We start from the raw sequence: 17,075 nt of genomic DNA on the forward strand, positions 1-17,075 counted from the left end.
CTCAATAGGGAACCGGGGGAGCTCCATAACGCGGGGCTGAGAGGAGAGCGCAAGCTCTCGACCCTTTGAACCTGATCTGGGTAATGCCAGCGGAGGGAGTTGGTGGATTTTGAGCCACTTGCCGACCTGGCAAGTGGCTTTTTTTTGGAGGTGGAGGACATGCGGGGAGGACATTTGCGAAAACTCCTGTACGCGGGGCTCTTTGTTGCTTTGGCTGTTGTGGCGTCAGGCTTCCATGTTCCCGTCGGTCCCGTGAAAGTCTTTCCTTTCCAGCACGCCATGAACGTCCTGGCAGGAATCACCATCGGGCCCTGGTACGGGGCGCTGGCGGCGGGAATAGCCGGGATTGTTCGCATACTCCTTGGGACGGGGACGATTTTCGCCCTCCCGGGAGGTATTCCCGGGGCCCTTGTGGTTGGTCTCGTGTATCGCCTCTGGCGCAGAGATGTTGCGGGGTTTTTCGAGCCTGCAGGAACGGGCATTGTTGGCGCTTTCCTCAGCGCGTACCTGGTGGCTCCGCTTGTGGGAAAGGCGGGGACTCTTCTCTTTTTCCAGGCCGCTTTCTTTGCAAGCAGTATTCCGGGGAGCATCCTGGGTGTTGTGATTCTCCGGGTTCTGCGAAGAACTGTCCATGACGCGCTCTTTTGTGAGGAGGTTTCAAGACAATGCTAAACGATGTGCAGCCCATCCCCAGGGAGAAACGACACCTTCTGGGGTTTGACCTCTTCCTCCTTTGGGCTGGGGCGGCAGTGGCGATATCGGAAGTCTGGGCAGGGGGTATTCTCGCCCCTCTGGGTTTTGTGGGTGGAATGCTGGCCATCCTTCTGGGGCATGTGGTGGGGAACACACCTTTTGCTCTCGGCGGAATCCTGGGGAGTGAACTCGGGGTTCCTGCTATGGTCTCGGTGCGGCTTGCCTTCGGGAGGTGGGGATCGTATCTGGCGTCTTTCCTCAACGTGCTTCAACTCATCGGCTGGACTGCCATTATGGTGATTATCTGTGCCCGGGCGGGAGACGAGATTCTTCGAGCACTCTTTGGGTTTTCCTCCCCCCGGCTTTTGCTCTTCATTGCTGGTCTCGTAAGCACGTTCTGGGCCTTTCTTGAAACCCCCTGGTGGAAGTGGATGGAACGTGTGGCCGTAATTGCCCTGGCTGGGCTTTCCGGAGTTATGACGTTCGTGGCGTTGCAGCAGGTTTCCTTTGGCGAGCTCTTGCGACTCCGGGGAGAAGGGTCTTTGCCCTGGGGAGCAGGGTTTGACCTGGTGGTGGCCATGCCGATTTCCTGGCTCCCGCTTGTGGCTGATTACACCCGCTTTGCCCGCAACACCCGGGGGGCTCTCTGGGGTACCTGGTGGGGGTATTTTGTAGCGAGTTCCTGGATGTACACCGTGGGGCTCGTGAGCGCCCTGACTACGGGGCGAACCGATCCTCTCCCGGCCATGGTGGTGCTTGGCCTTGGCTCCATAGCGCTTGCAATCGTGCTCTTCTCCACTTTCACCACAACGTTTCTGGACATTTACTCGGCCGCGGTGTCTCTGCTCAATGTGCTCCCGCGCTTTCGGCAGAAAATAGCGGTGGCCCTTTTTGGGGCGCTGGGGACGCTTCTTGCCTTTGTCTTCCCCATGGAACGGTACGAGAGCTTCCTCTTCCTCATTGGTGCAGTGTTTGTCCCCCTTTTTGGCGTTGTCCTTGTGGATTACTTCGTGGTACGCAGGCGAAAGGCGCAACCTGAAGAACTCTACGACAAGTGCCCGCCGATCGTCTGGGAGGCTCTGGTTTCTTGGGTTCTGGGCGTGGGGGTTTACGCCCTCTTCCTGAGGGTCTTCCCCGGTTTTGGCGCCTCTGTTCCGAGCTTTCTTGCTGCAGGAGGGCTCTACTGGGTCTGGCGGAGGAGGAAAGGCGCATGGAGTTAGGAGAAAGATGTGCGGCAATCCTGGCACAGATTCGCCAGAGGCGGCCTCTGGTGCACCATATCACCAATATCGTTGTGGCCAATGACAACGCGAACACGATGCTTGCCCTTGGAGCTTTACCGGTCATGGCCTGCGCCCGGGAAGAAGTCGAGGAAATGGTTGCGGGCGCAGAGGCACTGGTACTGAACCTCGGGACTCCTACAGAAGGCATTATCGAGAGTGCACTCCTTGCGGGGAAGAGGGCCAACGCCCTGGGTATCCCTGTTATCCTCGACCCGGTAGGAGCGGGAGCCACACGTTTCCGAAAGAGGGCCTCGCTTCTTCTCCTTGAGCGCGTTCGTGTGACCATTGTGCGGGGAAACGCTGCCGAGGCATGCGCTCTCCTTGGTCGTCCCTCCCGTGAGCGGGGAGTGGAATCCAGAGGAGAAGTGGAGGACCGGGCACTTCTGGCCCGGGAAGTGGCCCTGAAGTTTGGAGTCACCGCAGCGATTACTGGTGCAGTGGATTACGTGAGCGATGGGGAAAGGGTCGTTGCTGTCCACAATGGCCATCCCTTGTTGACCCGAGTAACGGGGACCGGGTGTATGGCGACCTCTCTGTGTGGGGCATTTGCAGCGGTGGAAAGCGATGCGCTTTTGGCTTCACTCGGAGCTTTAGGGTTTTTGGGGGTCTGCGCAGAGAGGGCAGCTTTCGATTCCCAGGGTCCCGGGAGTTTCCGTATGCGGCTTTTCGATGTGATGTACTCACTCTCGGAGGACGATTTTGCCAGAAGTCTCTCTTTTGAGGTGCTCCAGTGAAGGATTTCTCACTGTACGTCATTACGGACCGAAAGATTCAAAAGCGCAGGAATCTCGAGGTGGTTGAGGAGGCCATTGCAGGAGGGGCTTCTGTCATACAGCTTCGGGAGAAAGAGCTTTCCGCAAGAGAATTCCTCGAGGAAGCCCTGCTTCTTCGGGACTGCACACGGCGCCACGGAGTCCTCTTCATCGTGAACGACCGGCTGGACATCGCCTTGGCTAGTGAAGCCGACGGAGTACACCTTGGGCCGGACGACATGCCTCTTGAGTACGCCCGGCGTATTGCTCCTCATCTCATCCTGGGGTACTCCTGTGACACTGTGGAAGAAGCGCAGCGGGCGGAACGCCTTGGAGCCCATTATCTGGGAGTGGGAACGGTCTTCCCCACGACGACAAAGAAGGATGCAGGAACACCCATTGGCCTTGAGCGCCTTCGGGAAATCAAGAAAGCCGTACGAATCCCCGTGGTGGCTATTGGGGGCATTACTCTGGAGAACCTCGAAGCGGTCCTGGCCACAGGTGTTGATGGGGTGGCAGTGGTGTCGGCTATTGTTGGGGCACCCTCGGTGCGGGATGCTGCCTGTGCTTTCCGGAGGACAATCGATGCCTTTCGGAGGCGGTACCATGGAGCTCCGTGACCTTGGAGAATTCGGCCTGATTGCCCGTATCCGTAGCATTTTTTCCTCCACCGTTCCCCTGGGTATCGGAGACGACTGTGCTGTCCTCCCAGGGAGGGAGGGGTTCTGGTTCCTTGCAACAGTGGATAGCCAGGTTGAGGGTGTGCATTTCCAGGTGTCACTCATTCCTCCGTTTTTTGTTGGTCGGCGTCTCCTTGTGGCAAATCTCAGCGATATTGCGGCCATGGGCGGTATTCCCCGGTACGCCCTGCTCTCCTTTGCCCTCCGGGAGGATGTCTCTTTTGTCTGGCTCAACGAGGTCCTTCAGGGCGTTCAGGAAGAGGCTTCCCGGCATGGGGTCGAGGTGGTCGGAGGGAATCTTGCCCGGACTGATGGGCCAGCGGTGCTTGACCTTGTGCTTCTTGGGGAAGTGGAGCGGGATCGACCGCTCCTTTTGCGGGGCAATGCCCGCCCGGGAGATTGGATTTTTGTCACCGGGTATCCCGGAGAGGCGAAAGCAGGGCTTATCCTTGCAGAGAGAAAGACGCTCAAGGAGCAATACCGCGGTCTCTGGCAACGGTTTTTTGCCGCTTCGCCTCGCCTTGACGTTGGGAGGTTTCTTGGAGCGCTCAGGGAACGGGTTGCTCTCATCGATGTCTCTGACGGTTTACTCCAGGATCTTGGGCATATTCTTGAAGAGAGTCATGTAGGGGCCATTCTCTACGAGGATGCACTTCCTGTGTCACCCCTTCTTGCTCAGTTCTGTGAGGAAGAGGGTTACGACCCCCGGGAATTTGTCCTCAGGGGGGGAGAGGACTTCGAGCTCCTTTTCACCGTTCCTCCCCACCGGGGAGAGGAACTTCAAAGGGAAATTCCCCAGAGGTTTGGTCTTCCAGTCCACTGGGTGGGAGAGATCGTTCAGGGGGAAGGTGTGTACTTGAGGAAGAAGGATAGTATCCTTGTTCCCCTCGTTCCCCAAGGTTTCAATCATTTTATCAGGAAGGGGTAAGGGAACATGCGACGAGTGCTGACCATTGCGGGATCCGATTCGGGTGGAGGGGCGGGCATTCAGGCCGATTTGAAGACCTTCTGTGCCTTTGGCGTCTACGGGATGACTGCCATTACCGCCGTGACGGCTCAGAACACGAAAGGAGTGGACGCTATTTTCCCCCTGCCTCCGTCGATGGTTGCGCAACAAGTTGAGAGCATTATGGAGGATATTGGGGTCGATGCGGTGAAAACCGGCATGCTCTTCAGCGAAGACATCATCAGGGCCGTAGTGCAAGCCCTCCGCAAGTGGCCTGTCGAATACCTTGTGGTGGACCCTGTCATGGTGGCCAAAAGCAAAGCGGTGCTCCTTGAAGAGCAAGCTATCCAGGCACTGGTTCAGGAACTCCTTCCCCTTGCCCATGTGGTCACGCCAAATCTCGAAGAAGCCTCAGTCCTTGCTGGATTCCCGGTACAGAACCTCAGGGATATGGAGGATGCCGCCCGGCGTATCAGGGAAAAGGGTCCACGGTACGTCCTTGTTAAGGGAGGGCATCTTCCGGGAAGCGAGGTTACCGATGTGCTCTTTGACGGAAAGGATTTCACGTACTTTTCAGGTCCCCGCATTGCAACTCCCAATACCCATGGTACAGGGTGTACGTACTCGGCTGCTATCTGTGCGCTCCTTGCCCTGGGGTACACAGTGAAAGAGGCCGTTGCCGAGGCCAGGCGGTACATGGAACTCGTGATTGCCCACGCCTTGCCCCTTGGGGGAGGATTTGGTCCCACGAATCACCTTGCTCCGCTTTTCCTCCGGGCCGGTCTTGACCCTCAGGAAGGTGGGCGGTGCTGGTGACCGTTCGCATTGGGACCTCGGGGTGGATATACGACCACTGGAGAGGTGTGGTGTATCCCGAAAATCTCCCCAAAAGGGCATGGCTTGCTTTCTACGCTACCCTTTTTGATACCGTGGAGATCAATGCCTCGTTTTACCACCTCCCCAGGGAAACAACCTTCACAAGGTGGTATGCGGAGACCCCACCATCGTTCCTCTTTGCGGTGAAGGCCAGCCGGTACATCACCCATGTGAAGAAGCTCAGGGACGTCGAGGAGTCCCTTATACAGTTCTTTCGGCGGGTTGAGCTTCTTAAGGAAAAGTGTGGTCCCCTCCTTTTTCAGTTTCCTCCTCGCCTTGCCTTCCACAGGGAAATTTTTACGGCCTTTGTGGTTCACCTTGCTTCTCATTTCCGGTATGTTTTTGAATTCCGTCACCCGAGCTTCTTCTGCGAAGAAGTGTATGACCTCCTCCACAGGCACAATATCGCCCTCTGCTTTGCCGATACCCCCTTTTTCCCCTATGCCGAGGTGGTTACGGCCTCCTTTGTGTATTTCCGTCTCCATGGTTCTCGGAGTCTCTACACCCACTGTTACGATCGAGAAGAGCTCGAATCCTGGGCAGAGAAAATCCGCTCCTTTAGCAGCATGGGGGAGGTCTACTGTTACTTTGACAACGACTATCAGGGTTTCGCCGTGCAGAATGCTCGAGAACTCCAGAGGATCCTGGGTTTTAGTCCCTGAGACGGGTGGTAATGGTTTCGACTCCTCTTTTCAGAGTGTTCATCACTGTGCAGGCCCGCTCTCCCACGGCAAGGAGCTGTTCTTTCTCAGCCCGGGTGAGATTCCCGAGGAACTCCACTTCCATGGTGATGGAGGCTATTCGCGAGGGTCCTGAAACCACCTCTCCCTCAAGAGCAACCATGACTTTCTCTAAAGGGAGACCCTTGGTTCTGGCATAAGAGAAGACCGTTCCGGAGAAGCAGCTTCCCAGGGCAGCGAGGATGTACTCTGTGGGCCAGTGGCCAACTTCGCTTTCAGCACCGCTACTTTTGAAGAGGACGGTATCCTCTCCGATACGGGCTTCGATTTTCCCGCGCTGGGCAGTGAGTTCTACTCTGGCCATGTGCTTCACCCCGCTTGAGGATTTCTTTGAGGTACTGTAACATGGTGCGTGGAGCAATTATTCCGGGAGGTCATGGCAATGCGCTCAAAAAGGGTTTTTGCAGTACTCGTTTTTGTCGTCCTTGCGGGAATCCTTGGAGGTTGCGCTCAGGTGGAGCTGGCCGTCCAGGTGGCTCAGGACGCGACTATTCCCCGGGCTCGCATTGCGGTGTACGTCAAGGATTACACGGTCTTTACCCAGCTGAAACAGGCGGCCTCGGGAGAGTACAGAAAGCTCCCCCCTGAGGAGCAAAAATACGTCATTCTGCAGACTCGAGAGGATGCCTCCCCCTATGTGGTGGCCTGGGAGTGGCGCTTTCCCGATGACAAAAAGGCAAGAGAGTTCACCGAGCAGTTCCTCGGGAAATCGGCCCGGCTGTACAGGGACCAGGATCTCGTGATTCTTGAAGCCCATCTCAAAGGAGAAGACCTCGAGGGTGCGCTGAACGCCCTTGGGGCTTCCAAGGTCAAGCCTTTTCTTGGGTCCATAGTGCTGACGCTTAAAGCCTATATGCCCGGGGAGATCCTCAGTTACGTCGATGGGACTTTAGAGAAGGATACGGTATGGAAGCAGGAGCTGAACCTTGGCCAGGTGTACCAGGAGAAACCCACCATCGATATCGAGGTTGTCGCCCGGGGAGGAGGTTCTCGGTGACGCCGAGAGAACGGGTTCTCCACGCCCTGGCCTTTACGGTCACGGACGTTGTCCCTTACCAGGTTGACTTCACCATACCGGCGCGAGAGAAAATGTCAGCGTACTTTACAGATCCAGGCTTTCTGGAAAAGCTTGGAAACCATCTTGCCTATGTGAAGGCCATTCCCCCTTCGGGTCTTCGGGAAGTGGCTCCCGGATTTGTCCGGGACGAATGGGGGGTGGTGTGGAATCGTACCATTGACCCGGATATCGGGAATCCCACACCGGTGCTCTTGCGCCCGAGTCTTTCAGGGTACCGCTTTCCGGATCCTACCGATCCTCTGCGGTACGCCCATATCCCTGGGTTTGTTGAGCGCCACCAGGGCACTTTCAAACTTCTGCGAGAGACGTATACGCTTTTTGAGCGGGCCTGGAGCCTCAGGGGGATGGAGGAATTCTTGAGCGATATGGTCATGCACCAGGACTTTGTCGAGGACTTGCTCGATGCCATCACCTCCTTCCACCTTGAAGTTATCGATCGAGCCCTGGACCTTGGACTCGATGGGGTTCTCTTTGGGGATGACTGGGGGTGGCAGGGGGGGCTTATCATGGGGCCAAAGCTCTGGCGGAAGTACATCAAACCTCGCATGGCCGAGATGATTGCTCTTGTCCGAAAAAAAGGGAAGAAAGCTTTTCTCCATTGCTGTGGGAAAGTTCAGGAAATCTTTCCCGACCTTGTGGAGATCGGACTCCACGTCTTCAATCCCTTCCAGCCCGAGGTGATGGACATTTTTGCTCTTAAGGAGGAGTACCAGGGGAAACTCGCTTTTTGGGGTGGCATAAGCATTCAGAGGCTCCTCCCCTTTGGGACTCCTGAAGAGGTCCGAAGGGAAACCCGTCGGATTCTGGCAAGGCTTGGGGACGGTGGAGGATACATAGCTGCCCCGTCTCATGCGCTTCCTCGAGACATTCCCTGCGAGAACATCGTGGCACTTCTTGAGGTGCTCATGAACCAGAAAAGTAGCGGGTGACCTCTGGAGCAAAGTCCCAAGGAATGAGATACGTGTCGACGAAGTGCAGGTCCTTTGACCCGGCGCGCTGCACCACTGTTTCCACGATCAGTGTGCCCTCGGTTTCGCTGGTTTTTGCAAGCTTCAGGAGCTTTTGTGTGATGGTTGTGGCGACGGGGTTTTCCCGTTCTCCCCAGATTTCACACACGAGCTCCTGCTCCCTGGGGTACATGAGAATCACCACATCCTGGGAGGGGAAGCGAAAACGAAGGTCCTTACTCCCGTAGCTGACGGCGGCGTCGAGGCCAGGGGGGACGTAAGCGGTGATCGGGGAGTATCCGGAGTGGGGATGGCGTTCCAGGATTTCCGCTTCGGTTCTGAGGAGGGCATTATAGAGCGTTGAGGCCACCTGGCACACGCCCCCTCCATATCCCGGAACAAGACGTCCATTGGCGAGAATTCGGGTTTTCCGGTACCCGTCCTCTTTCTCTGCCCGGCCGACCACGGCGTTAAAGGAGAAGACTTCTCCTTTGTTCAGGAAATATCCGGAAAGAGAGGCAGCAGCTTTTTCAATGTTGAAGATGACGTCCTCTTCCCGGTCTTTGAGGGACGTAGCGAAGGAGGCAAGAAGTGTTGTGATCCCCTTTGTTTTGAGGACTTCCAGTGTATCCACTCTGGGGGGAAGGGCATCAAAGGTCTCGAGGGTAACGACGTCACTCCAGTTCTCGAGAGATTGTTTCAAGGTGTGCAGGGCCCTCTCGACGTTCAGCCTTCGTCCTGCTTGAGCCTGCTGCACCCGATTGCCTTCCCAGGAAGCATCTTGTGGCGGAAGGAGAGTTTTTGCCGCAAGCGACTCAAGGAGGGCTTTGACCTTCTCTTCATCCCACTCTACAAGAAGTGGGACGCGTTCACCCCGAGCGGCTTTCTTTTTCATGGCTTTGATGTTCCAGCGAATGCCGAGGGCATCCTTGGAGACCTCAAAGGCTTTGCCAGCAACCACAAGGCGAAGAGGAATTCTCCTCCAGCGGGCTTCAAGGGTCTCAAGAAAAGGCACAATATCTCTCCTTGCCAGTGTGACCCTCTCTTCTTTGAGGGTGCAGGAGACTGTCCCTCGACTACTCGCAAGGAGGTATATCACAAGAAGGACAAAAACCCCAACCCCGGGGATGATGCCCTTTCTCACTCCACCTCCCCCTCAGAACCTGCAGCTGGGGGAGTTTCCGAGGGAACCGGAGTTTCTACAGAGGTTGTTCCTGCAAGCGCTTCGGAAATGGTGATGGTACTCTTTTTCCTGAGCTCTGCGAGGAGGTGCTCTGTCCTGACCCGTTCCTGCTCCTTGAGGAGGTACTGACGAATGTTCTCCTTGACGTCCTCGAAAGCCTTGACCTCTCGGGGTTTCCACTCCAGTACCCGGTAAATGACGTAGGTGTCCCCCACCTTAAGGGGAGGAGTCACGTTGCGGGGGTCATCCCTGACTTTCTCCAGGGCCTCCCGAACTTCTTGAGAAAGTCCGGTCTCCGAAACCCAGCCTATGTCTCCACCCTTCTTCGCAGCTTCGTCGAGGGAGACTTCTTGGGCAACTTTGGCAAACTCCTCCCCAAGGTACAGCCGGCGCAGCGCCTTCTCTGCATCCTCTCTGGAGAGAAAGGTCATCCTCAGAAGGTGGTACTGGGCTGGAGTGGTGAAGAGGTCCTGGTGTTCCTCGTAGTACTTCTGTACTTCTTCATCGGGGATGGGGAGGTCGGCAACAAGGCTCTCCGTGAGTTTCTGGATCATGAGTTCCCGACGAAGGGATTCGCGAAGCGCCGAAAGCGTGAGTCCCTGGTACTCGAGGTACCGACGAAATTCGCTTTCTGAGGGGAACTGTGCCCGGATTTTCTCAAGCTCGGTCTCTATGTCTTTTGAAGAGACCCGTATCCTCCTTGTCTGGGCTTCCTGGTACAGGAGCTCGTTGTTAATGAGGTTTTCAAGGACCAGACGTCGAAGGAGGTCGAAGGTCTTTTCGTCCCAGGAACTCAGGGTCTTTGAATCATACTGGCTCAGGAAATTCCGAAAGGCCTGGTCGAGGGTGGAGAAACTGATGGCTGTGTGGTTTACCGTTGCAGCCACAGCCTGTCCAGTACGACCAGAGCGGCGGTACGATCCGTAGCCGTAGTAGATGGTAACAGCAAAAGCAACGACGACGATGATAAGGATGATGTCCAGGTTTTTGCGCAGCGCTCTCATCATCTTTTGTCCACCTCGTGCGTCCGTTTTGGAGTTTCTCCTGGTACAATACTACTTCAGCGACTTATCCTTGTCAATTTTGGGGAGTTTCGGTAGAGTATTAGAAACACCAAGGTGCTCAATGGGGGTTATGACGCCATGGAAATGGATATACGCAAAATCCAGGAAATTCTCCCCCATCGCTTCCCCTTCCTCCTTGTGGATCGGATCGTTGCCTTGGAAGAGGGAAGGGTTGTGGGCATCAAGAACGTTACGGTGAACGAGTGGTTCTTCCAGGGGCATTTTCCTGGAAGGCCCATCATGCCTGGTGTTCTCATTCTTGAGAGCATGGCACAGGTCGGAGCCACCATGATGATGTACATGGAAGAATTCCGGGGGTGCATTCCGTACTTTGCTTCCCTTGATAACGTCCGCTTCCGGCGTCCTGTTGTCCCCGGGGACCAGCTGGTCATGGAGGTCACGCTCCTCAGGATGAAAGGCCGGGTGGGTAAGCTCAAAGGTGTGGCGAGGGTGAAAGACCAGGTTGTGGCTGAGGCAGAGCTGGGCTTCTCTCTGGTACGGGAAGAGGCAAGGGAGGAAGTGTCTTGAGGATGCAGTGGGTTCGTGTTCTGGGAACGGGTTCCAGCGTTCCAGAAAAGGTACTCACCAACTTCGACTTGGAACACATGGTGGACACAAGTGATGAGTGGATCACCACACGGACGGGGATTAAGGAGCGGCGAATCGCTGCGCCCTCCGAAACGACCTCGAAGCTGGCCCTCGAAGCGGCGTGGAGGGCCCTGGAGGCTGCTCAGGTTGCCCCTGAGGAAATCGACTGCATCATCGTGGGAACGGTTACCCCGGATATGCTCTTTCCTTCCACGGCATGCCTCCTGCAGCATGCTCTGGGGGCAAAAAGGGCCTTTGCTTTTGACCTCGAGGCAGGGTGTACGGGGTTCGTCTACGCTCTTGCCGTGGCTGAGAAGTACCTCCTTGCCGAGGGAAGGGGAAAGGCCCTGGTCGTAGGAGCCGAAACTCTCTCGAAGATTGTGGACTGGCAGGACCGAGCCACGTGTGTCCTTTTTGGTGATGGGGCGGGGGCAGCTGTGGTGGGCCTGGGGGACCGGCCAGGAATTCTGGCGACGTATCTTGGGGCTGATGGGGGCGGGGCGCATCTTCTGGAGCTTCCTGCTGGCTGTTCTCGAATGCCCGCGTCTTTTGAAACCGTAGAGAAGCGGCTTCACTACATCAAAATGAATGGGAATGAGGTATTTAAATTCGCGGTGCGCATAGTTGAGGAGGCTTCTCTTGAGGTTCTGAGAAAGGCTCAGAAAACTGTTGACGACGTGAAGCTCTTCATACCTCACCAGGCAAACATCCGTATCATCCAGTCGGCGGCCAAGCGGCTTGGAATACCAGAAGAAAAGGTTTTCGTCAACGTGGAGAAATACGGGAACACCTCTTCAGCCTCCATTCCTATTGCCCTCGACGAGGCCTCAAGGTCTGGTCGCATCAGAGAGGGAGACATTGTGCTCCTTGTGGGCTTCGGTGCGGGTCTCACCTGGGGGGCTGCGCTCATTCAGTGGTAAAGGGGGTTGACCAGTTGGCGCGAAGAGTCGTTGTCACCGGTATTGGTGTCATCAGCCCAGTAGGAACCGGCAAGGAGAAATTCTGGCAGTCGCTTCTTGAAGGAAGGTCCGGCATTGACATCATTCAGAGCTTTGATCCAGCGCCTTTTGAGACGAAAATCGCCGGAGAGGTTCGGGATTTCAATCCTGAGGATTTCCTTCCCCGAAGGGAAGCCCGGCGAATGGACCGCTTCTCGCAGTTTGCTGTTTGTGCATCGCTTATGGCTCTGGAAGATGCTGGGGTGAACCTTGAGCGGATGGACCGGGAACGGGCAGGAGTCATCCTGGGGTCAGGCATTGGAGGTATTCACACCTTTGAAGAGCAGTACCGGGTGCTTCTTGAACGGGGCCCTCAGAAGGTCAGCGCCCTCTTCATCCCCATGATGATTGTCAACATGGGAGCGGCCAATGTGGCCATTCAACTTGGCTTGAAGGGGCCGAATAGCTGTGTTTCAACAGCCTGCGAAGCGTCAACCCATGCTCTGGGTGAGGCGTTACGCATTATCCAGCGGGGAGAAGCTGACCTTATGATTGCCGTTGGTGCTGAGGCTTCCATCACGCCTCTTGCGGTAGCGGGTTTCTGTGCCATGAAAGCCCTCTCAACCCGTAACGATGAACCCCAGAAGGCCTCTCGTCCTTTCGACCGGAATCGCGATGGTTTTGTGATGGCTGAGGGTGCCTGCGCACTGGTTCTTGAGGCGGAAGAGGCGGCCCTCAGGAGAGGGGCGCGAATTTACGCGGAACTCAAGGGTTACGCCTCAACCTGTGATGCTTACCACATCACGGCCCCGGACCCGGAGGGCGAGGGTGCGGCCCGGGCGATGCGTCTTGCTCTTGAGGACAGCGGTGTTCTCCCGGAGGAAGTCGACTATATCAATGCCCACGGGACTTCAACCCCCCTCAACGATCGTACAGAGACCCTGGCGATTAAGAAGGTCTTTGGTGACCGGGCATACAAAATCAAAATCAGTTCCACGAAGTCTATGGTGGGGCACCTTCTCGGAGCAGCAGGAGCCATCGAAGCGGCGGCCACGGTTCTCTCTATTTACCACGGGATTGTCCATCCAACGATTAACCTCGAAGAACCCGATCCGGAATGTGACCTCGATTACACCCCCTGGAAGGCCTGTCCTCTGGAGATTCGCAATGCTCTCTCGAACTCCTTTGGTTTTGGAGGACACAACGGGACCTTAGTGTTTGGGAAATATCAGGGGTGAGGGTTATGGCGGTTTGGGTGCTTCTGGCGAATTACCTTTTGGGGTCCCTGCCCTGTGGGCTTGTGGTCACCTGGCTTTTCAGGGGTGTGGATCTCCGAAAGTACGGGAGTGGGAACATCGGAGCAACCAACGTTTCCCGGGTCGCGGGGTTCTTCCCCGCTCTTCTTGCCGGAGTAGGGGATGCCCTCAAAGGGTTCTTCGGTGCGTACCTTGCTCTTCGCTTTCTGGGTTCGTCTCCTGTGCTCTTTTTCCTTGCCACTTTTCTGGTCGTTGTGGGGCACGACTGGTCGCTTTTTTTGAGATTCAGGGGGGGAAAGGGGGTGGCCACAACCCTGGGGGTACTGTTTTACCTTTCATGGCAGGCAGCGCTTCTGTGTTTTCTGGTCTGGGTCGTGGTGGTGGCCATCACCAGGTATTCTTCGCTTGGTTCCTTAAGCGGTGCTCTGGCGATGCCGATCCTCCTTTTTCTCTTCCGTCGACCCCAGGCTTTCGTGTGGTGGGGAATATTCGCAGCAGCCCTGGTGTTTTTGAGGCACAGGGACAACATTCGCCGGCTTGCGCACGGGCAGGAGCTCAAAATCGGCGAGAGAAGGAGTGAAAGACATGGGAGGGAACGTCCTGGAGTTGAACGAGGCGAACTTTGAGGAAGAGGTGCTGCGTGCTCAGGAACCGGTGCTTGTGGATTTCTGGGCGACCTGGTGCATGCCCTGCCGCATGATGGCACCGGTTGTGGAGGACATTGCAAGGAGCTTCTCTGGTCGGATCAAGGTGGGGAAGGTGAACACCGACGAGGTTCCTTCTCTGGCCCTGCGGTATGGCGTCCATGCAATTCCCACACTGATTTTCTTCCAGGATGGGAGGGAGATTGAACGGGTCGTGGGTTATGTTCCCAGGCGGCTCCTTGAGGAGAAACTCAAAAGGATTCTGGGCGAAGCGTAGAACTCTCGCATTTCTGGGAATCCTCCTCGGAGCGCTTTTGGGGGTTCTGGGGGCTAAAGAAGCGGAAGCCATTGAGCTCCATGGCGAGAGAGTGTTCGCCATGGACACTTTGCGCTGTATCCGGAGTGGACCCCGGGTGGGGAAGAAGGTTGCCCTTACCTTTGACGATGCTCCCAACGGGCACACAGCGGAAATCCTGGCCATTCTTGACTGTTTCCAGGTAAAGGCGACGTTCTTCCTCATAGGCGCTCAGGTGCTTAAGCATCCAGACCTTGTTCGGCGTATCGTTGCGGCGGGGCACGAAATAGGGAACCATTCCTTCTCTCACGCGTTCACCAGAGGATGTTCGGCAGAGAGCATAAAAGAGGATATAGAACGAGCCGAGAAGGCCATTGTCGATTCCGCTGGGCGACTTCCCCTGTACTTCCGTCCTCCTGAAGGCCTTGTGACTCCAGCGATTAGGAGAGCCTGTGGCATGACAGGGTACAGTCTCGTCACCTGGTCGCTTGATTCGGAGGACTGGAGGGCACAAACGGAAGATGAAATCGTCGAGCGTGTTCTTCGGGATATCCATCCCGGAGCCATTGTGCTTTTCCATTCCCTCTCCCGTACTGTTCGCGCTCTTCCCCGTATTCTTCGCGCCCTTCTGGAGGCAGGATACACGTGTGTTCCTCTTTCTTCCCTCCTCGAGTGACAGGGGACTTTTCCTGGCCCAGGGAATGGGCTTTCCTTGAAGAGGTTCTCTGTGACTTCCGGGGGACCATCATGGTGATTGCACCTCCGGACCGTGGGAAAACCACCCTCGTGCGCCTTATCGTTCGATTTTTCCTCAGAAGGAGGAAAAGGGTTGGTTGGGTGGATGCTGACCCCGGTCAATCACAGATCGGCCCGCCAACAACCATCGGGGCCTCCGTCCTTTTGCAGGAGGCAGGTTTGTCGGAACGGTTGTTCACCCCCTTTTTCCACTTTATCGGGGACACGACGCCTGAACGGGACGTCGTGGCTTTTGCCCTTGCGACCTTTGACCTTGTACGTTTGGTGAGGCAGCAAGGCGATGTAGTCGTCCTCGACACCTGTGGGCTTTTCCATTCCCCCGTGGGGTATCTTCTCAAGATGCTCAAAATACGACTCATTGAACCAGAAATGGTGCTCGCTCTGGGAGAAAGGGAGGAGTTTCTCCCCTTCGCCGCTTTTCTTCAGGACCGTTTTCTGCCACTTCCCGTGCCCCCCGAAGCCTCAAAGAAGGATTACCTGCATCGTCGCGACCACCGTCAAAAACTTTTTGCCCTCTATTTCTCTGCAGGAGAAGAGATGAGGTTTCCGCTGGCCTTTCTCCGGTTTTCTCTTCCCTGGTACCCCTCCTTTTTCCTCTGGGAAATGGTGGAAGAAGGAAACGGGGTACGCTTCGCAGGTCCTGGAGAGGAAGTCCTTCTCGTTCCTGCCGGAGGGATTGAGGGGGAGAGGGGGTCTGCGTCCCGGATCGTTCCAGTTGATGCCCTGGAGGGGCTCATCTGCGGGCTTTTTGGGAAGGACGGAAAGGATCTGGGGCTTGGCATTATTGAACGGGTTTTCTGGGAGGAACGCATGTTCCTCCTCTGGGGGGTTCGGTGTGTCCCTGGAAAAGTTGAGGCCGTTGTCCCCGGAACGATTCGCCTGACCAGAGAAGGAGAGGAAAGGGGCCGTTTCTCTGCATGTCTTTCCCCCCTTCGCCTGGAGCGAAGAATATGGAGACCCTGAAGGTTTTACATGTGCACGGCGTGAACCGTAACTCCAGGGATACGCGAGAGGGTTTCCGCAAGGGTTCTGGTATCTTCCTCTCCGCCCCGAAGCTCAAGGATGACAAGACCGTCCTCAGCGCAGTATCCTTCAGAGGAAGTTTCGTGAAGGCCAAGACGTGTTCTTATGATGCGTCCGGACTCTGTGAGGATTCTCTGGACCTCTGAAGCGGCGGAGGATCGGTGGGCGATCTTCACAAGAAGCAGGCTGTACGCCACGGTGTTCACCCCTTTTTTCGAGATTGTACCAGATTCGCTATAATACCCGAAAGGGGTGGTTGCTGTGCCCATTGCACTGGTCATGGCAGGAGGGAAGGGAGAGCGGCTCTGGCCGGTGAGCCGGAGGCATCGACCGAAACAATTCATCAGTCTCCTTGGGAAGACCCTTCTTCGCCACACGGTGGAACGCATCCTGCCCCTTGTAGGGGTTGACCGTCTCTATGTGGTCACCCAGAGGGAACACCTTGAGGCAACGCTCCGGGAGCTCCCCTTTCTTCCTCCTTCGCACTTGATCTTCGAACCGGTAGGGAAAAACACCGCTCCCTGTATCGGATTCTCGGCAGTGCATCTTGCACGGGTTTTCTCTCCTGGCGAGGTTATGGTCGTTCTTCCGGCGGACCACATGGTCTTTGAAGAGGAGAGGTTCCAGGAAGCGGTGAGCCTTGCGGTAGAGGTTGCTCAGAGTGGCGAGTGGCTGGTGACCTTTGGCATTCCCCCAACCCATCCTCATACCGGATACGGGTATATCCGCTGTGGGGAGCTCTTCCGGAAGGACTCTAGAGGCTGCGTATACCGGGGAGAAGGTTTTACCGAAAAGCCAGATCTCAACAAGGCTGAGGAGTATCTTCGCTCTGGGAAGTACCTCTGGAACAGCGGAATATTTGTATGGACTATCGGCGCCATTCTCTCGGCCTTCAAGACATGGGCTCCGGAGATCAGCTGGGGATTAGAACAAATCGCAGAAAGCCTGGGAACCCCGAAGGAGGAAAAGGTGCTTGTGGAGGTCTTTTCTACTTTTCCTTCGATTTCCATCGACTACGCCGTCATGGAGCGGGCCTCTAATATTCTGGTCGTTTCCGCTTCCTTTGGATGGAGTGACGTGGGGTCTTGGAAGAGCCTGGGAGAGATTCTGCCAAAGGACGCCAATGGTAACGTCGCCCTGGGAGAACATATTGCCCTCGAGAGCCGGGGGTGCATTCTCTGGACCAGAAAGCCTGTGGTGACCTTTGGGATGGAGGACGTGGTCCTGGTGGAGGAAGAGGACCTGCTTTTCCTTGCGCCAAAAAGCAGAGACCAGGATATTCGCCGACTTCTCGCCTACCTTCGGGAAACCGGCAGGACGGAGTACCTGTGAC

The 17,075-nt window shown here is 56.1% G+C and carries 21 protein-coding genes and 1 riboswitch; of the genes, 17 read left to right on the top strand and 4 right to left on the bottom strand.

Going from position 1 to position 17,075, the window contains the following annotated elements; translation table 11 throughout:
* Positions 1-4: 4 nt before the first annotated feature.
* Positions 5-115, top strand: a riboswitch (TPP riboswitch).
* The 7 genes from thiW (at position 103) to ACP6EK_RS06800 (ending at position 5,892) form a co-directional block, all read left to right on the top strand.
* Positions 103-672 carry an energy coupling factor transporter S component ThiW gene (gene thiW, locus ACP6EK_RS06770; RefSeq protein ID WP_438314454.1) on the top strand — a complete coding sequence of 190 codons (570 nt, stop codon included), beginning with the start codon at positions 103-105 and terminating at the stop codon, positions 670-672. Its footprint overlaps the riboswitch before it by 13 nt.
* Positions 666-1,913: a putative hydroxymethylpyrimidine transporter CytX gene (gene cytX, locus ACP6EK_RS06775; RefSeq protein ID WP_438314456.1), complete on the top strand. Its 1,248-nt coding sequence runs from the start codon at positions 666-668 to the stop codon at positions 1,911-1,913. The genes thiW and cytX overlap by 7 nt, the downstream gene beginning before the upstream one ends.
* Positions 1,904-2,710 (top strand): hydroxyethylthiazole kinase, encoded by an 807-nt coding sequence (gene thiM, locus ACP6EK_RS06780; protein WP_438314458.1) that lies wholly within the window; start codon positions 1,904-1,906, stop codon positions 2,708-2,710. Before cytX ends, thiM begins: the two co-directional genes overlap by 10 nt.
* Entirely contained in the window at positions 2,707-3,348 is a 642-nt protein-coding gene (thiE, locus tag ACP6EK_RS06785; RefSeq protein ID WP_438314461.1) for a thiamine phosphate synthase, read from the top strand. Before thiM ends, thiE begins: the two co-directional genes overlap by 4 nt.
* Positions 3,335-4,336, top strand: a complete 1,002-nt coding sequence (thiL, locus tag ACP6EK_RS06790) for a thiamine-phosphate kinase (RefSeq protein WP_438314463.1) — start codon at positions 3,335-3,337, stop codon at positions 4,334-4,336. Before thiE ends, thiL begins: the two co-directional genes overlap by 14 nt.
* Before the next feature lie 6 nt (positions 4,337-4,342).
* Positions 4,343-5,170, top strand: a complete 828-nt coding sequence (gene thiD, locus ACP6EK_RS06795) for a bifunctional hydroxymethylpyrimidine kinase/phosphomethylpyrimidine kinase (RefSeq protein WP_438314466.1) — start codon at positions 4,343-4,345, stop codon at positions 5,168-5,170.
* Positions 5,167-5,892, top strand: coding sequence for a DUF72 domain-containing protein (locus ACP6EK_RS06800; RefSeq protein WP_438314469.1), 726 nt, complete (start codon positions 5,167-5,169; stop codon positions 5,890-5,892). Before thiD ends, ACP6EK_RS06800 begins: the two co-directional genes overlap by 4 nt.
* Here ACP6EK_RS06800 and ACP6EK_RS06805 read toward each other — a convergent pair.
* The gene (locus ACP6EK_RS06805; RefSeq protein WP_438314472.1) at positions 5,882-6,274 is read right to left on the bottom strand and encodes an OsmC family protein; all 393 of its coding nucleotides are present in this window, start codon (positions 6,272-6,274) and stop codon (positions 5,882-5,884) included. The genes ACP6EK_RS06800 and ACP6EK_RS06805 overlap by 11 nt on opposite strands.
* A gap of 78 nt (positions 6,275-6,352) precedes the next feature.
* Here ACP6EK_RS06805 and ACP6EK_RS06810 point away from each other — a divergent pair, with 78 nt between their 5' ends.
* Both ACP6EK_RS06810 and ACP6EK_RS06815 read left to right on the top strand, forming a co-directional pair.
* On the top strand, positions 6,353-6,967 hold the full coding sequence (locus ACP6EK_RS06810) for a hypothetical protein (RefSeq protein WP_438314474.1): 615 nt from the start codon (positions 6,353-6,355) through the stop codon (positions 6,965-6,967).
* Positions 6,964-7,977 carry a uroporphyrinogen decarboxylase family protein gene (locus ACP6EK_RS06815; RefSeq protein WP_438314476.1) on the top strand — a complete coding sequence of 338 codons (1,014 nt, stop codon included), beginning with the start codon at positions 6,964-6,966 and terminating at the stop codon, positions 7,975-7,977. Before ACP6EK_RS06810 ends, ACP6EK_RS06815 begins: the two co-directional genes overlap by 4 nt.
* Here the strand turns inward: ACP6EK_RS06815 and ACP6EK_RS06820 are convergent.
* Both ACP6EK_RS06820 and ACP6EK_RS06825 read right to left on the bottom strand, forming a co-directional pair.
* Positions 7,952-9,139: a VanW family protein gene (locus ACP6EK_RS06820; RefSeq protein ID WP_438314479.1), complete on the bottom strand. Its 1,188-nt coding sequence runs from the start codon at positions 9,137-9,139 to the stop codon at positions 7,952-7,954. The genes ACP6EK_RS06815 and ACP6EK_RS06820 overlap by 26 nt on opposite strands.
* On the bottom strand, positions 9,136-10,185 hold the full coding sequence (locus ACP6EK_RS06825) for a SurA N-terminal domain-containing protein (RefSeq protein ID WP_438314482.1): 1,050 nt from the start codon (positions 10,183-10,185) through the stop codon (positions 9,136-9,138). Before ACP6EK_RS06825 ends, ACP6EK_RS06820 begins: the two co-directional genes overlap by 4 nt.
* A gap of 135 nt (positions 10,186-10,320) precedes the next feature.
* Here ACP6EK_RS06825 and fabZ point away from each other — a divergent pair, with 135 nt between their 5' ends.
* From fabZ to ACP6EK_RS06860, 7 genes are read left to right on the top strand one after another with little or no spacing between them, the layout of a single operon-like run.
* On the top strand, positions 10,321-10,770 hold the full coding sequence (gene fabZ / locus ACP6EK_RS06830) for a 3-hydroxyacyl-ACP dehydratase FabZ (RefSeq protein WP_017889742.1): 450 nt from the start codon (positions 10,321-10,323) through the stop codon (positions 10,768-10,770).
* 2 nt (positions 10,771-10,772) lie between these two features.
* Positions 10,773-11,750, top strand: a complete 978-nt coding sequence (locus ACP6EK_RS06835; protein ID WP_438318928.1) for a beta-ketoacyl-ACP synthase III — start codon at positions 10,773-10,775, stop codon at positions 11,748-11,750.
* A gap of 14 nt (positions 11,751-11,764) precedes the next feature.
* Positions 11,765-13,006 carry a beta-ketoacyl-ACP synthase II gene (gene fabF, locus ACP6EK_RS06840; protein WP_438314485.1) on the top strand — a complete coding sequence of 414 codons (1,242 nt, stop codon included), beginning with the start codon at positions 11,765-11,767 and terminating at the stop codon, positions 13,004-13,006.
* 5 nt (positions 13,007-13,011) lie between these two features.
* Positions 13,012-13,650: a glycerol-3-phosphate 1-O-acyltransferase PlsY gene (plsY, locus tag ACP6EK_RS06845; RefSeq protein WP_438314488.1), complete on the top strand. Its 639-nt coding sequence runs from the start codon at positions 13,012-13,014 to the stop codon at positions 13,648-13,650.
* On the top strand, positions 13,610-13,945 hold the full coding sequence (gene trxA, locus ACP6EK_RS06850; protein ID WP_438314491.1) for a thioredoxin: 336 nt from the start codon (positions 13,610-13,612) through the stop codon (positions 13,943-13,945). Before plsY ends, trxA begins: the two co-directional genes overlap by 41 nt.
* Positions 13,908-14,639: a polysaccharide deacetylase family protein gene (locus tag ACP6EK_RS06855; RefSeq protein ID WP_438314494.1), complete on the top strand. Its 732-nt coding sequence runs from the start codon at positions 13,908-13,910 to the stop codon at positions 14,637-14,639. The genes trxA and ACP6EK_RS06855 overlap by 38 nt, the downstream gene beginning before the upstream one ends.
* Positions 14,609-15,682, top strand: coding sequence for a Clp1/GlmU family protein (locus ACP6EK_RS06860; RefSeq protein WP_438314497.1), 1,074 nt, complete (start codon positions 14,609-14,611; stop codon positions 15,680-15,682). The genes ACP6EK_RS06855 and ACP6EK_RS06860 overlap by 31 nt, the downstream gene beginning before the upstream one ends.
* 5 nt (positions 15,683-15,687) lie before the next feature.
* Here ACP6EK_RS06860 and ACP6EK_RS06865 read toward each other — a convergent pair whose 3' ends face one another.
* Positions 15,688-15,939, bottom strand: coding sequence for a hypothetical protein (locus tag ACP6EK_RS06865; RefSeq protein WP_438314499.1), 252 nt, complete (start codon positions 15,937-15,939; stop codon positions 15,688-15,690).
* A gap of 64 nt (positions 15,940-16,003) precedes the next feature.
* Here ACP6EK_RS06865 and ACP6EK_RS06870 point away from each other — a divergent pair, with 64 nt between their 5' ends.
* Positions 16,004-17,074, top strand: coding sequence for a mannose-1-phosphate guanylyltransferase (locus ACP6EK_RS06870; protein ID WP_438314502.1), 1,071 nt, complete (start codon positions 16,004-16,006; stop codon positions 17,072-17,074).
* Position 17,075: the final 1 nt, after the last annotated feature.

This window comes from Candidatus Caldatribacterium sp. SIUC1 (genome assembly GCF_051549785.1).
Taxonomy (GTDB): Bacteria; Atribacterota; Atribacteria; order Atribacterales; family Caldatribacteriaceae; genus Caldatribacterium.